The sequence below is a fragment of the Pseudomonas sp. 2957 genome (genome assembly GCF_031456345.1).
Lineage (GTDB): Bacteria > Pseudomonadota > Gammaproteobacteria > Pseudomonadales > Pseudomonadaceae > Aquipseudomonas > Aquipseudomonas siliginis.
Map to the genome: position 1 here is coordinate 441,610 of NZ_JAVDUL010000004.1, position 12,493 is coordinate 454,102.

Here is a 12,493-nt window from a genome sequence, read left to right on the forward strand (position 1 = left end):
CGCCGAACCCCGCTGGGGCACGACTTGCCGGACTCGACGAATAGCTTTACAACTAGCCGCACCTTGGCCCTGACGCGTCCGCACATCATGAATTCGATCTCCCGCGCCGTACCCGAAGTGGCGCTGCAAGCGATCCGCAAACTGATCACCGAACAGGGCTTCGGTGCCGGCGACGCGTTGCCTTCGCAACGGGATCTGGCGCTGCAACTGGGCGTCAGTCGGGCATCGTTGCGTGAAGCGCTGTCGTCGCTCAGTGCACTGGGCGTGGTCAGCATTCAGCCGGGCAAGGGCGTGTTCGTGCAGTCGCCGGTCGAATTGTCGCGCGGCGACAACGCGCCAGGCTGGTCGTTTGCGGCGCAGGCATCGCCGCTGGATATCTTTCAATTGCGCTATGCGCTCGAAGGGTTTGCAGCAGGGCTGGCGGCGGTGACGTTGAGCACGTTCGATCTGGATGCGCTGGAAGACAACGTTGCGGCCATGCGCGAGCAATTGAAGTTCGGCGACTTTGAGGCGGCGGCGAAACTCGACTTCGAATTCCACCGGCGCATCCTTCTCGCCAGCGGCAATCAGGCGATGCTGAGCATCCTCACCGCCAGCGCCGAGATCTTTCTCGAGAGCCAGAAACTGCCGTTCATCCGCGCCGAGCGCGCCATGGAAACCTGGCAGGAACACCGCAAGATCCTCCGCGCACTGGCGCGCCGCGCCTCGGCGGCGGCGCAGAAAGCCATGCAGGAACACGTGCGCAACGCCGCCCTGCGCACTGGAATCGCCTTCATCGCTCCCGCCACGGCGTGACTTGAGCTATACCCAAACTCATCAAGGGCCATAGCAACACTCAATCATCTGCGGCTTCCTGAACAAGGGAAGGGCGGCTATGATGGGCCACGTTTTTTTGCTTACAACCTGGAGAATTCCATGAGCAGCGATCTGATCAAACACGTTAGCGACGCTAGTTTCGAAGCCGACGTACTCAAGGCCGAAGGCGCTGTCCTGGTCGACTACTGGGCTGAATGGTGCGGCCCTTGCAAAATGATCGCACCGGTTCTGGACGAGATTGCCGAGACTTACAAAGGCAAGCTGACCGTCGCCAAACTGAACATCGACGAAAACCAGGAAACCCCGGCCAAGCATGGCGTGCGTGGTATCCCGACGCTGATGCTGTTCAAGAACGGCAACGTTGAAGCGACCAAGGTCGGCGCACTGTCGAAGTCGCAGCTGGCGGCTTTCCTCGACGCCAACATCTGAGCGTCGCAGTAAAACGCTAAAAAAAAGCCCCGCAAATCGCGGGGCTTTTTGCGTATTCAGGGCTAGACGCTCCGAAACTCAGGTGGTACATTCGGCCCCGCACTGGTTTCTCCAATGCCCCCTGCTAGCCGTCGCCGACGCACTCCTTTTCGAATTAGTTCGCGATCCTGTCGCCTTCTCCGCGGCGCGGCCTCATTAAGCCAAAAGCTTAATTTCCCCCCCTCCATAAATGATTACGTCATTCCTATATGAATCTGACTGAACTCAAGCAAAAGCCGATTACCGAACTGCTCGAATTGGCCGAACAGATGGGCATAGAAAATATGGCCCGTTCGCGCAAGCAGGACGTGATTTTCTCCCTGCTGAAAAAGCACGCGAAAAGCGGCGAGGAAATCTCCGGTGATGGCGTGCTGGAGATTCTCCAGGACGGCTTCGGCTTCCTGCGCTCCGCAGACGCTTCCTACCTCGCCGGCCCTGACGACATCTACGTCTCGCCGAGCCAGATCCGCCGCTTCAACTTGCGCACCGGTGACACCATCGTTGGCAAGATCCGCCCTCCGAAGGAAGGCGAGCGGTACTTCGCCCTGCTCAAGGTCGACACGATCAACTTCGATCGTCCGGAGAACGCGAAAAACAAGATTCTCTTCGAGAACCTGACGCCGCTGTTCCCGACGGTGCGCATGAAGATGGAAGCCGGCAACGGTTCCACCGAAGACCTCACCGGTCGCGTGATCGACCTGTGTGCACCGATCGGCAAAGGCCAGCGTGGTCTGATCGTCGCACCGCCGAAAGCCGGTAAAACGATCATGCTGCAGAACATCGCAGCGAACATCGCCCGTAACAATCCTGAAGTTCACCTGATCGTGCTGTTGATCGACGAGCGTCCGGAAGAAGTGACCGAAATGCAGCGCACCGTGCGCGGCGAAGTGGTTGCCTCGACCTTCGACGAGCCGCCGACCCGTCACGTGCAGGTTGCTGAAATGGTGATCGAGAAGGCCAAGCGCCTGGTCGAGCACAAGAAAGACGTGGTGATCCTGCTCGACTCCATCACCCGTCTGGCCCGTGCCTACAACACCGTGATCCCGAGCTCCGGCAAGGTATTGACCGGTGGTGTCGATGCCCACGCCCTGGAGAAGCCGAAGCGTTTCTTCGGTGCCGCGCGTAACATCGAAGAAGGCGGCTCGCTGACCATTATCGCCACCGCGCTGGTTGAAACCGGCTCGAAGATGGACGAAGTGATCTACGAAGAGTTCAAGGGTACCGGCAACATGGAACTGCCTCTGGATCGCAAGATCGCCGAGAAGCGTGTGTTCCCGGCCATCAACATCAACCGCTCCGGCACCCGCCGCGAAGAGTTGCTGACCGCCGACGACGAACTGCAGCGCATGTGGATTCTGCGCAAGCTGCTGCACCCGATGGACGAAGTCGCCGCCATCGAGTTCCTGGTCGACAAGCTGAAAACGACCAAGACCAACGACGAGTTCTTCTTGTCGATGAAACGCAAGTAATACGCTGGCGTTTCAGCAAAGGACGCTCCCGCGAGGGGGCGTTTTTTTTTGCCCCGAAAAATCTCGCGGCCATCACAGATATCTGTTGATGGGCCGATATTGCGGCGTCGGCAGCGCACTCCCGAGTTCGAGGCCTGCGCCTTCGCCGCAGCGCGGGGACCACAATCGAGCAATGACGGGCTGCTGTTTGCCCCTCAGAGCAGGTAGGATGTACGCCTATTTTGAGGGTGCCATCGTCAATGAAATTCAAGGATCTTCGGGATTTCGTGCAGCAGCTTGAGCAGCGCGGAGAGTTGAAACGCATCCAGATTCCCGTCTCGCCGGTGCTGGAGATGACTGAGGTGTGCGACCGCACGTTGCGGGCCAAAGGCCCGGCACTGCTGTTCGAGAAGCCTACCGGTTACGACATTCCGGTGCTCGGCAACCTGTTCGGCACCCCCGAGCGCGTGGCCATGGGCATGGGCGCCGAGTCGGTCAGCGAGCTGCGCGAAATCGGCAAGCTGCTGGCCTTCCTCAAGGAGCCGGAGCCGCCGAAGGGCTTGAAGGACGCGTGGTCGAAACTGCCGATCTTCCGCAAGATCATTTCGATGGCGCCGAAAGTCGTCAAAGACGCGGTATGCCAGGAAGTGGTCATCGAAGGCGACGATGTCGATCTGGCGATGTTGCCGGTGCAGACCTGCTGGCCCGGCGACGTCGGCCCGCTGATCACTTGGGGCCTGACGGTCACCAAAGGCCCGAACAAGGAACGCCAGAACCTCGGTATCTACCGCCAGCAAGTGATCGGCCGCAACAAGGTGATCATGCGCTGGCTCAGCCATCGTGGCGGCGCTCTCGACTTCCGCGAGTGGTGCGAGAAGCACCCGGGCCAGCCGTTCCCGGTGTCCGTGGCCCTTGGCGCCGATCCGGCGACGATTCTCGGTGCCGTAACGCCGGTGCCGGACAGCCTCTCCGAATATGCTTTCGCAGGGCTCTTGCGCGGCAACCGTACCGAACTGGTCAAGTGCCGTGGCAACGATCTGCAAGTACCGGCCACCGCCGAAATCATCCTTGAAGGCGTGATTCATCCGGGCGAAATGGCCGACGAAGGCCCTTATGGCGACCACACCGGTTACTACAACGAAGTCGACAGCTTCCCGGTGTTCACCGTCGAGCGCATCACCCACCGGATCAAGCCGATCTATCACAGCACCTACACCGGGCGGCCGCCGGATGAGCCGGCGATTCTCGGCGTGGCGCTGAACGAAGTGTTCGTGCCGATCCTGCAGAAGCAGTTCCCGGAAATCACCGACTTCTACCTGCCGCCGGAAGGCTGCTCGTACCGCATGGCCGTGGTGACGATGAAGAAGTCGTATCCGGGGCATGCCAAGCGCGTGATGCTCGGTGTCTGGTCGTTTTTGCGACAGTTCATGTACACCAAGTTCGTTATCGTCACTGACGACGATATCAACGCCCGCGACTGGAACGACGTGATCTGGGCTATCACCACGCGCATGGATCCCAAGCGCGATACGGTGATGATCGATAACACGCCGATCGACTACCTCGACTTCGCCTCGCCGATCTCCGGCCTGGGCTCGAAAATGGGCCTGGATGCCACCCACAAGTGGCCGGGCGAAACCACTCGCGAGTGGGGCCGCGTGATCGTCAAGGACGACGCCGTCACCCAACGGATCGATGCCATCTGGAATCAGTTAGGAATAGATTGATGCGTGTAACCCTGCAGCCTTCCGGAGCAGTGCTCGAGATACAGCCCGGTGAGCGGATTCTCGACGGTGCGCGGCGCCTGGGCTATGACTGCCCGCAAAGCTGCCGCAACGGCAATTGCCACGTGTGTGCAGCGCTGCTGGTGGAGGGCCGCGTCGAGCAGGCCGGCAAAGTCCACGACCATGGCGAGTTCTACACCTGCATCGCCGCACCGCTGGAAGACTGCGTGCTGTTGTGGGATGGCGTGCTCGCACTCGGTGAATTGCCGGTGCGCAGCCTATCGTGTCAGGTCATCGAGTGCCGCGAGGTCGGCGGCGACACCTGGCGCGTGCGTCTGCGTGCACCGGCGGGCAAGCCGCCGCGCTATCACGCCGGGCAATATTTGATGATCGAGCGTGAGAACGGCGAGAAATCGGCGTTCTCCATGGCTTCGGCGCCCCACGGCGGACGTGATCTGGAAATCCATGTGCTGGCGCGCGAAACCAGTGCGTTGAGCCTGATCGAGCAGCTGCAACGCAACCCGCTGGTGCGTGTCGAGCTGCCGTTCGGTGACACACATCTTGCGGAACTACCCGACGGTCCGCTGGTGTTGATCGCCGCCGGCACCGGCATGGGCCAGATTCACAGCCTGATCGAACATTGCCGCGCCGAAGGCTTCAAGCATCCAGTGCATCTGTATTGGGGCGTACGCCGTCCAGAAGACTTTTATCAGATCGAGCACTGGGACGAATGGCTGAAGCTGCCCAATCTGTTCCTGCACAAAGTGGTCAGCGACCAGTGCGGCTGGGAAGGGCGCTGCGGGATGTTGCACGAAGCGGTTTGCGAGGATTTCCCCGATCTGAAGCCGCTGCATGTCTATGCCAGCGGTTCGCCGGCGATGGTCTACGGCACGCTGGACGCGCTGGTCGAGGCGGGGATGGATGCGCATCAGATGCGCGCTGATGTGTTCGCCTACGCGCCGCGCTCCTGAGACTTATAACTTGGTATATAGCCGATCGGTATTTACCCTAAACAGTAAATATCGCTAGGTTATATATGAATCAGGCAATTAATCAGTGGCACTTAATTTGCCTTAAAACATATGTGCCTTATTGTTACAACGGTGCGTTCTATTAAGTAATTCTTCACCCGCGGGGAGCTGAACGCTATTCGCCATGAGCGCCATTGAAAACGCAATTCTGAACCTGGCTTACCCTCCGCGGCTCGATCTTGGGCCGCAGCTGACGCACGAACAACTTCTCGCTTCCATGCAATCGACCATGGCACGCCACAAGGGCGGGCCGGTGTGGCTGTTCGCCTATGGCTCGCTGATCTGGCGGCCGGAATGCACGGCGGTCGAGCGCATGCGCGGTCGCGTGCATGGCTATCATCGCGGCTTGTACCTGTGGTCCCACGAGCATCGGGGTACCCCGGAAATGCCCGGTCTGGTGTTCGGTCTGGATCGCGGCGGTTCATGCAGCGGTTTTGCCTACCGCTTGCCGGAAGACAATCTCGATACCGCGCTGTACGCCCTGTGGAAACGTGAGATGCCGTTTCCGTCGTATCGTCCGCACTGGCTCAATTGCCGGCTCGAAGATGGCACTCAGGTGCAGGCCTTGGGCTTCGTTCTTGAGCGCCACCTGCCGAGCTACGCCGGCAACTTGCCGGATCATGTGCTCAGCCAGGTGTTCGCCAGCGCGAGCGGGCGTTACGGCACCACTCGCGATTATGTCGAGCAGACCGCGCACGCCCTGCGCAGCCACGCCATGCCGGATCGAAATCTGGAGGCGCGGCTCAAGCGCTGTAAATCACACAGCGATCAGGCGACCGCTTCACGGCTCTGACTGGCGACTTGCTTGTGCCACAGCGTTGGCGCAAGGAAGGCCATCGCCAGCAGGCAAGCGCCGACCAGCAGCACGAAACCGCCATCCCAGCCGAAGTGGTCAACGGTGTAGCCCATCGCCGCACTGGCCGCGACCGAACCCCCCAGATAACCGAACAGACCGGTGAAGCCCGCTGCAGTACCGGCGGCTTTCTTCGGCGCCAGTTCCAGCGCTTGCAGGCCGATCAGCATCACCGGGCCGTAGATCAGGAAGCCGATCGACAGCAGGGCGATCATGTCGACCATCGGATTGCCGGCCGGATTGAGCCAGTAAACCAGGGTCGCGACAGTCACCAGGGCCATGAACACCATGCCGGTCAAACCACGGTTGCCACGGAAGATCTTGTCTGACATCCAGCCGCACAGCAGCGTGCCCGGAATGCCTGCCCACTCGTAGAAGAAATAGGCCCACGACGTTTTATCCACGGTGAAGCCCTTGGCTTCCTTCAGGTACGTCGGCGCCCAGTCCAGCACGCCGTAGCGCAGCAAGTAGACGAAGACGTTGGCCAGAGCGATGTACCAGAGCATTTTGTTGCGCAGCACGTACTTGACGAAGATTTCCTTGGCGCTGAATTCGTCTTCGTGGCTGGCGTCGTAGCCTTCCGGGTAGTCGTTCTTGTACTGCTCGATCGGCGGCAGGCCGACCGATTGCGGGGTGTCACGCATGGTGATGAAGGCGAACACCGCCACGCCCAGCGCGACCGCTGCCGGTACGTAGAACGCCGCGTGCCAGTCGTTGAACAGACCCATGCCGATCAGGAACAGCGGGCCGATCAGACCGCCGCCGACGTTATGCGCCACGTTCCACACCGACACCACGCCACCGCGTTCCTTCTGCGACCACCAGTGCACCATGGTCCGCCCGCTCGGCGGCCAGCCCATGCCCTGCGCCCAGCCGTTGATGAACAGGAGGATGAACATCATCGTCACGCTGGACGTTGCCCACGGCGCGAAACCGAAAATGAACATCACCCCGGCCGAGACCAGCAGACCGAACGGCAGGAAGAAGCGCGGGTTGGAACGGTCGGACACCAGGCCCATGAGGAACTTCGACAAACCATACGCAATGGCGATCGCCGACATCGCCAGGCCGAGGTCGCCACGGCTGTAGCCTTCATCGATCAGGTACGGCATGGCGAGGGAGAAGTTCTTGCGCAGCAGGTAGTAACCGGCGTAGCCGATAAAGATACCGGCGAAGATCTGCCAGCGCAGGCGGCGGTAGGTGCTGTCTATTTTTTCTTCAGGCAATGGAGCCTGATGTGCGGCAGGACGAAAGAAAGCAAACATTCAAGAGCTCCAGTTTTCTTGTTTTGACTGCGGATGCGAATGTTACAGTTTCGTTACCGAAAATAGCATCGCTTCACGTCGGCAAAACAGCGGAAATTTGGGCAGATGAACGTTCCTTTATGAACATGTCGCTCTGAGACAAGTACGCGGCGCTGAGGGAATGGTGGCTCGGGTGGGTTTCTGCGGTTTTGCGCATGGGAGAGGCAGACCTCAACGCTAAAGCGATCCGGATGGTTGCTCCGGATCGCTCCATGTTGTTAACGAACCTGAACGACAACCTTGCCCACAGCCTTGCGCTGACCGAGATCATCGATTGCCTGCGCGGCATTGCTCAGCGGATACACCTGCGACACCAGCGGTTTGAGCTTGCCCTCGGCAAACCAGGCGAACAGCTGCTGGAAGTTGGCTGCATTGTCCTGTGGCTGGCGTTGGGCAAAAGAACCCCAGAACACGCCGAGCACCGCCGCGCCTTTGAGCAGGGCGAGGTTGACCGGCAGTTCCGGGATGCGTCCGCTGGCGAAGCCGACTACGAGCAGGCGGCCGTTCCAGGCGATGGCGCGGATGGCTTGGTCGAACAGGTCGCCGCCGACCGGGTCGTAGATCACGTCGGCGCCCTGGCCGTCGGTGAGGCGTTTGATCTCCTCCTTGAGGCTGGCTTCGCTGTAATTGATCAGCTCATCGGCGCCGGCAGCCTTGGCCACCGCGAGTTTTTCGGCGCTGCTGGCGGCGGCGATCACGCGGGCGCCCATGGCTTTGCCAATCTCCACGGCGGCGAGGCCGACGCCGCCCGATGCGCCGAGCACCAGCAGGGTTTCGCCCGGTTGCAGGTTGGCGCGTTGCTTGAGCGCGTGCATCGAGGTGCCGTAGGTCATGCTGAATGCAGCGGCGATGTTGAAATCCATCGACGGCGGAATCGGCAGGACGTTGTAGCCCGGCACCGCCACCTGCTCGGCAAAACTGCCCCAGCCAGTCAGGGCCATGACCCGGTCGCCGACTTTCAGATGGCTGACCTTTTCCCCGACTTCACGCACCACGCCCGCCGCTTCACCGCCCGGCGAAAACGGGAAGGGCGGTTTGAACTGGTATTTGCCCTCGATGATCAGCGTGTCCGGGAAATTGACTCCGGCAGCGTGCACGTCCAGCAGGATTTCATTCTTCTTCGCGACAGGACTGGCGACGTCTTCCAGCACCAGCGATTCGGCAGGGCCGAAGGCTTTGCACAGCACGGCTTTCATCAGGGCTATTCCTTTGGGAGTGATGGCCGATAAGTGTAGGTGTGTGAATCAACGGGTCAACGAGCATGCCCGGCCCTGATAGTCAGCCATAAGCTTGTGCTTGCGCGGCGGGTCGTTATGCTAGGCCGCAAACCGGATAAGGAGCGAATTGTGAAAGCGTGGATCATGTTATTGCTGGCCCTGTCTCTGCCTGTGGCAGCACTGGCCGAAGAAGCCAAAGAAGGCGAGGCGCCGAAGGTCAATTACATCACCCTGAGCCCGCCGTTCGTCGGCAACTATGGCCTGGACGGCACCGCCAAGCTCAAGGTCTACAAGGCCGATGTGGCATTGCGTGTGACTGGTGAGGAGGCGACCAAACTGGTCAAGGCCAACGAGCCGCTGATCCGCAATCAGCTGGTGGCGCTGTTCACTCAGCAGTCGACCGAGGCGATGGGCAGCATCGAGGGCAAGGAAAAGCTGCGTCAGGAAGCGTTGAAGCAGACCCAGCAGGTCATGAATGACGAGACCGGCAAACCGGTGGTTGAGGATCTGTTGTTCAACAACCTGATCATTCAGTAAGTCATTCGCTGTCCGGGCAGGCCCCTTCGCGAGCAGGCTCGCTCCCACAGGGTTATTCGGTGAATGCAAAAATGTGCATCACCACCAATCCACTGTGGGAGCGAGCCTGCTCGCGAAAGCTATTTATCAGGCAAAAATGAATCAGGGTTTGAGCGCGATAACTGCCGCCCACTGCTCCGTCGTCACCGGCATCACCGACAACCGCGAGCCTTTCTGCACCAGTGGCATTTCTGCCAGCGCGGTCTGCTGTTTCAGGTAGTCGAGCTTCAAGACTCGCGCAAAGGTTTCGACGTGCGCCACGTCGATGGCGCTCCAGGCATTCTTCTGCGCTGTGGCCTTCGGATCGAAGTAATGGCTCTGCGGCTCCAGCGCCGTCGGATCGGGATACGCTGCTTGGATAATTTTGCCAATCCCGGCAATCCCCGGCTCCGGGCAGCTGGAATGGTAGAAAAAGAACTCGTCACCGACCGCCATCGCCCGCAGGAAATTGCGCGCCTGATAGTTGCGAACCCCGTCCCAGCGCGCCTTGCCGAGCTTTTCCAGACCCTTGATCGAGAGTTCGTCGGGCTCTGATTTCATCAGCCAGTAGGCCATGTCGTGTGCTCCTGAAGCGGTCATTGGGCAGGTTGTCGGGCAATTTTATGACAAACCGACAGTCGGTTGACGTCAGCGTTTGCGCACAGGTTCACGTTGCCGCAAAATGCCGGCCTTTAAAGCTTGACGCTGCTGCACGGCCTACGAACGGAAACCGCTGCTGTCATCGTGATGATGTGCCTTGAGGGGGGCAATCGATGAAACGCAAACCGGATTTGCTATGGACTTTGGTAATTTTGTTTGGCCTGGGCGTGGTAACCACCGGTTACGCGCAGAGCCTGTGGGCGAACAAGACCGACGCGCCGATTGAAGTGGCGCAACAGGTGCAACAGTCGACCGCTTTCAAACGCTGAACCTGTCTCTTCGACGCCGCTGTTCCATGCGGCGTCTACTCTGCGAAATACCACGCCTTGTCGGTGACCGTGCCTTGTAACGGAACATCCCAGCTCGCCTGCGCCAGACGTTCGACCTTCTGACACTCATGGGCCAGGCCCAGCAGCGTCGGCTTGCGCCAGTTCTTGCGCCGGGCCAGATAGGCGAGGCTGCGATCATAAAATCCGCCGCCCATGCCCAGGCGCCCGCCGACATCGTCAAACCCTACCAGCGGCAACAGCACCAGATCCAGCGCCCAGACCTTGCGTTGCCGAGCCAGATTGGCCCGGGGCTCGAGGATGCGGAAGCGATTGGGGGTGAGCTTTTCGCCGGGGCGGATGCGCTGGAAGACCATTTTCGTTCGTGGCCACGCGCTGAGTACCGGCAGATAAGTCGCCTTGCCGCGACGCTGGGCTTCGCGCAGGAGCAGGCGCGGATCGATTTCACCGTCGGTGGGCAAATACAGAGAGATATGTTTCGCCCGGCGAAAGTGCGGGTCTTGCGCCAATTGGCGGAACAGGCCTTTGGCCGCCTGGCGTTGTTCGCCTGGCGTCAGTGCGCGGCGTGCCTTGCGCAGCAGACGGCGGAGTTGCGGACGGGGCAGCAGCGCGGGTTCGGTCATGGTTCGGCTTCGGCAGGTGGATGCAAAAACGTACGCATAAAAAATCCGATGTCGGCATACACCGACATCGGATTCGAATCAGGCTCCCCGGATGAACCGCTGTCAACTCAGCCCTTGAACCCGAAAGTTCAAGGTGGAAGAAGCAGTAGACTTTAAGGCTTTCCGTCTAGCGGACATGCACACCAGCCCAACGTGCAACTTCCAGGGTAGTGCGAATCGGCTCCGGGACATCGTCAACTGGCAAGCACCCCAGGGAGTGCCGCGAGTATACCTCAAGCTGCCAGGCGAATCAGCCCTTGGCGGTGTTCTGATCGTCGGCCAGGACCAGATCGACACGATCGAGCAAGTCGCGCACCTGTTCGCGGGTCGAACCGCTGGCCTGGATGTCCGGGCGCTCTTCTTTGTGCAACAGGTCGTGGGTGATGTTCAGCGCGGCCATCACGGCAATGCGGTCGGCACCGATGACTTTGCCGCTGCTGCGGATCTCGCGCATCTTGCCGTCCAGGTAGCGCGCGGCACTGACCAGATTGCTGCGTTCTTCCGGCGGGCAGATGATCGAATACTCTTTGTCGAGGATCTGCACGGTAACGCTATTGCTTGAACTCATGAGTCTTGCTCCAGGGCCTTGAGGCGCGAAATCATCGATTCGACCTTACGCCGGGCGATTTCGTTTTTTTCAATGAGGTGAGCGCGTTCCTCGCGCCAGGTTTTTTCCTGAGCTAGTAAGAGTGCGTTTTGACTCTTAAGTTGCTCGACTCGGCCAATCAGCAGTTCGAGTCTGGCCATCAGCGCTTGCAGGTCGGTGTCTTCCATTGGGTCCACGTGTTCGTCTGATGGGTGGTGACTGGCGGACAGCCTTTAATGGTCTTGGCGGGGCTGTCGATGTAGGATACAAGGCCTTCATTCTAGACATAGCGCCGTCTGGCGCCTAGCTGCCCATGACCATTGCGAATTCCCCGTACCAAGCCTTTGCCACCCTGCTGACTGCCAGCGGCCACAACGTCTCGCCTGCCGAACTGCACGGCGTGCTGCTCGGGCGCAGTTGCGCCGGGGCCGGCTTCGATCACGAAGGCTGGCTGATCGACGCCGCCGAACTGCTCGAAGGCGACATCCAGGACAACGTCCGCAACGCTCTGATCGGCCTGCAGGAGATGGTCAAAGGCGAGCTGACCGGCGACGACGTCACTGTCGTGCTGCTGCTGCCGACCGACGATGCGCCGCTGGCCGACCGCGCTGCTGCACTGGGCGAATGGTGCCAGGGCTTCCTCAGCGGTTTCGGCCTGAACTGCCGCGACAGCAGCATGCTCAGCACCGAAGCCACCGAAGTGCTGCAGGATCTGGCCGCCATTTCCCAGGTGCAGGACGCGCTGGAAGAATCCGAAGACGGCGAATCCGACTACATGGAAGTCATGGAATACCTGCGCGTCGCGCCTCTGCTGCTGTTCTCGGAAACCAAGAAGTCCGATGTGCCGCCAGCGGCCAAACCTTCGCTGCATTAATCGCGTGC

Annotated in this window: 15 protein-coding genes and 1 other RNA gene; 9 read left to right on the plus strand and 7 right to left on the minus strand. The window is 60.2% G+C overall.

Annotation, left to right across the window (positions count from 1 at the left end):
- The first annotated feature begins 87 nt into the window (after positions 1-87).
- From J2Y39_RS16660 to J2Y39_RS16685, 6 genes are all read left to right on the plus strand, one after another.
- On the plus strand, positions 88-795 hold the full coding sequence (locus J2Y39_RS16660) for an FCD domain-containing protein (protein WP_310218812.1): 708 nt from the start codon (positions 88-90) through the stop codon (positions 793-795).
- A 120-nt stretch (positions 796-915) separates the two neighbouring features.
- A complete protein-coding gene (gene trxA / locus J2Y39_RS16665) occupies positions 916-1,245 on the plus strand; it encodes a thioredoxin TrxA (protein ID WP_003206727.1) in 330 nt (109 codons plus the stop codon).
- 248 nt (positions 1,246-1,493) lie between these two features.
- Positions 1,494-2,753, plus strand: coding sequence for a transcription termination factor Rho (gene rho, locus J2Y39_RS16670; RefSeq protein WP_003229334.1), 1,260 nt, complete (start codon positions 1,494-1,496; stop codon positions 2,751-2,753).
- 239 nt (positions 2,754-2,992) lie between these two features.
- Complete coding sequence (ubiD, locus tag J2Y39_RS16675; protein ID WP_039757427.1) at positions 2,993-4,459, plus strand: 4-hydroxy-3-polyprenylbenzoate decarboxylase; 1,467 nt, start codon at positions 2,993-2,995, stop codon at positions 4,457-4,459.
- Positions 4,459-5,427 carry a CDP-6-deoxy-delta-3,4-glucoseen reductase gene (locus tag J2Y39_RS16680; protein ID WP_056791686.1) on the plus strand — a complete coding sequence of 323 codons (969 nt, stop codon included), beginning with the start codon at positions 4,459-4,461 and terminating at the stop codon, positions 5,425-5,427. Before ubiD ends, J2Y39_RS16680 begins: the two co-directional genes overlap by 1 nt.
- Before the next feature lie 184 nt (positions 5,428-5,611).
- Positions 5,612-6,280, plus strand: a complete 669-nt coding sequence (locus J2Y39_RS16685; RefSeq protein WP_024014748.1) for a gamma-glutamylcyclotransferase — start codon at positions 5,612-5,614, stop codon at positions 6,278-6,280.
- Here the strand turns inward: J2Y39_RS16685 and glpT are convergent.
- Together glpT and J2Y39_RS16695 are read right to left on the minus strand one after the other, a co-directional pair.
- The gene (glpT, locus tag J2Y39_RS16690) at positions 6,256-7,605 is read right to left on the minus strand and encodes a glycerol-3-phosphate transporter (protein WP_024014747.1); all 1,350 of its coding nucleotides are present in this window, start codon (positions 7,603-7,605) and stop codon (positions 6,256-6,258) included. The genes J2Y39_RS16685 and glpT overlap by 25 nt on opposite strands.
- A 257-nt stretch (positions 7,606-7,862) precedes the next feature.
- A complete protein-coding gene (locus tag J2Y39_RS16695) occupies positions 7,863-8,840 on the minus strand; it encodes an NADPH:quinone oxidoreductase family protein (protein WP_056791691.1) in 978 nt (325 codons plus the stop codon).
- A 150-nt stretch (positions 8,841-8,990) separates the two neighbouring features.
- On the opposite strand from J2Y39_RS16695, the gene J2Y39_RS16700 reads away from it, so the two are divergent.
- Positions 8,991-9,398, plus strand: coding sequence for a flagellar basal body-associated protein FliL (locus J2Y39_RS16700; RefSeq protein WP_056791694.1), 408 nt, complete (start codon positions 8,991-8,993; stop codon positions 9,396-9,398).
- 141 nt (positions 9,399-9,539) lie between these two features.
- Here J2Y39_RS16700 and J2Y39_RS16705 read toward each other — a convergent pair whose 3' ends face one another.
- Positions 9,540-9,992 (minus strand): EVE domain-containing protein, encoded by a 453-nt coding sequence (locus tag J2Y39_RS16705; RefSeq protein ID WP_252868452.1) that lies wholly within the window; start codon positions 9,990-9,992, stop codon positions 9,540-9,542.
- Positions 9,993-10,189: 197 nt separating this feature from the next.
- On the opposite strand from J2Y39_RS16705, the gene J2Y39_RS16710 reads away from it, so the two are divergent.
- Positions 10,190-10,345, plus strand: coding sequence for a hypothetical protein (locus J2Y39_RS16710; protein ID WP_024014743.1), 156 nt, complete (start codon positions 10,190-10,192; stop codon positions 10,343-10,345).
- Between the two features lie 35 nt (positions 10,346-10,380).
- Here J2Y39_RS16710 and J2Y39_RS16715 read toward each other — a convergent pair whose 3' ends face one another.
- From J2Y39_RS16715 to J2Y39_RS16730, 4 genes are all read right to left on the minus strand, one after another.
- Entirely contained in the window at positions 10,381-10,986 is a 606-nt protein-coding gene (locus J2Y39_RS16715) for a 5-formyltetrahydrofolate cyclo-ligase (protein WP_024014742.1), read from the minus strand.
- Between the two features lie 80 nt (positions 10,987-11,066).
- Positions 11,067-11,245: non-coding RNA, 6S RNA (gene ssrS / locus J2Y39_RS16720), on the minus strand.
- Positions 11,246-11,275: 30 nt separating this feature from the next.
- The gene (locus J2Y39_RS16725) at positions 11,276-11,593 is read right to left on the minus strand and encodes a cell division protein ZapA (RefSeq protein WP_016772632.1); all 318 of its coding nucleotides are present in this window, start codon (positions 11,591-11,593) and stop codon (positions 11,276-11,278) included.
- On the minus strand, positions 11,590-11,799 hold the full coding sequence (locus J2Y39_RS16730; RefSeq protein WP_007911197.1) for a TIGR02449 family protein: 210 nt from the start codon (positions 11,797-11,799) through the stop codon (positions 11,590-11,592). The genes J2Y39_RS16725 and J2Y39_RS16730 overlap by 4 nt, the downstream gene beginning before the upstream one ends.
- Positions 11,800-11,924: 125 nt before the next feature.
- Here J2Y39_RS16730 and J2Y39_RS16735 point away from each other — a divergent pair, with 125 nt between their 5' ends.
- Positions 11,925-12,485: a YecA family protein gene (locus J2Y39_RS16735; protein WP_041476897.1), complete on the plus strand. Its 561-nt coding sequence runs from the start codon at positions 11,925-11,927 to the stop codon at positions 12,483-12,485.
- The last annotated feature ends 8 nt before the right edge of the window (positions 12,486-12,493 follow it).

Bases quoted from the DNA above. Each gene is read 5' to 3' on its own strand.
- J2Y39_RS16660 (WP_310218812.1), top strand. From the start codon at position 88: ATGAATTCGATCTCCCGCGCCGTACCCGAAGTGGCGCTGCAAGCGATC.
- trxA (WP_003206727.1), top strand. From the start codon at position 916: ATGAGCAGCGATCTGATCAAACACGTTAGCGACGCTAGTTTCGAAGCC.
- rho (WP_003229334.1), top strand. From the start codon at position 1,494: ATGAATCTGACTGAACTCAAGCAAAAGCCGATTACCGAACTGCTCGAA.
- ubiD (WP_039757427.1), top strand. From the start codon at position 2,993: ATGAAATTCAAGGATCTTCGGGATTTCGTGCAGCAGCTTGAGCAGCGC.
- J2Y39_RS16680 (WP_056791686.1), top strand. From the start codon at position 4,459: ATGCGTGTAACCCTGCAGCCTTCCGGAGCAGTGCTCGAGATACAGCCC.
- J2Y39_RS16685 (WP_024014748.1), top strand. From the start codon at position 5,612: ATGAGCGCCATTGAAAACGCAATTCTGAACCTGGCTTACCCTCCGCGG.
- glpT (WP_024014747.1), bottom strand. From the start codon at position 7,605: ATGTTTGCTTTCTTTCGTCCTGCCGCACATCAGGCTCCATTGCCTGAA.
- J2Y39_RS16695 (WP_056791691.1), bottom strand. From the start codon at position 8,840: ATGAAAGCCGTGCTGTGCAAAGCCTTCGGCCCTGCCGAATCGCTGGTG.
- J2Y39_RS16705 (WP_252868452.1), bottom strand. From the start codon at position 9,992: ATGGCCTACTGGCTGATGAAATCAGAGCCCGACGAACTCTCGATCAAG.
- J2Y39_RS16710 (WP_024014743.1), top strand. From the start codon at position 10,190: ATGAAACGCAAACCGGATTTGCTATGGACTTTGGTAATTTTGTTTGGC.
- J2Y39_RS16715 (WP_024014742.1), bottom strand. From the start codon at position 10,986: ATGACCGAACCCGCGCTGCTGCCCCGTCCGCAACTCCGCCGTCTGCTG.
- J2Y39_RS16725 (WP_016772632.1), bottom strand. From the start codon at position 11,593: ATGAGTTCAAGCAATAGCGTTACCGTGCAGATCCTCGACAAAGAGTAT.
- J2Y39_RS16730 (WP_007911197.1), bottom strand. From the start codon at position 11,799: ATGGAAGACACCGACCTGCAAGCGCTGATGGCCAGACTCGAACTGCTG.
- J2Y39_RS16735 (WP_041476897.1), top strand. From the start codon at position 11,925: ATGACCATTGCGAATTCCCCGTACCAAGCCTTTGCCACCCTGCTGACT.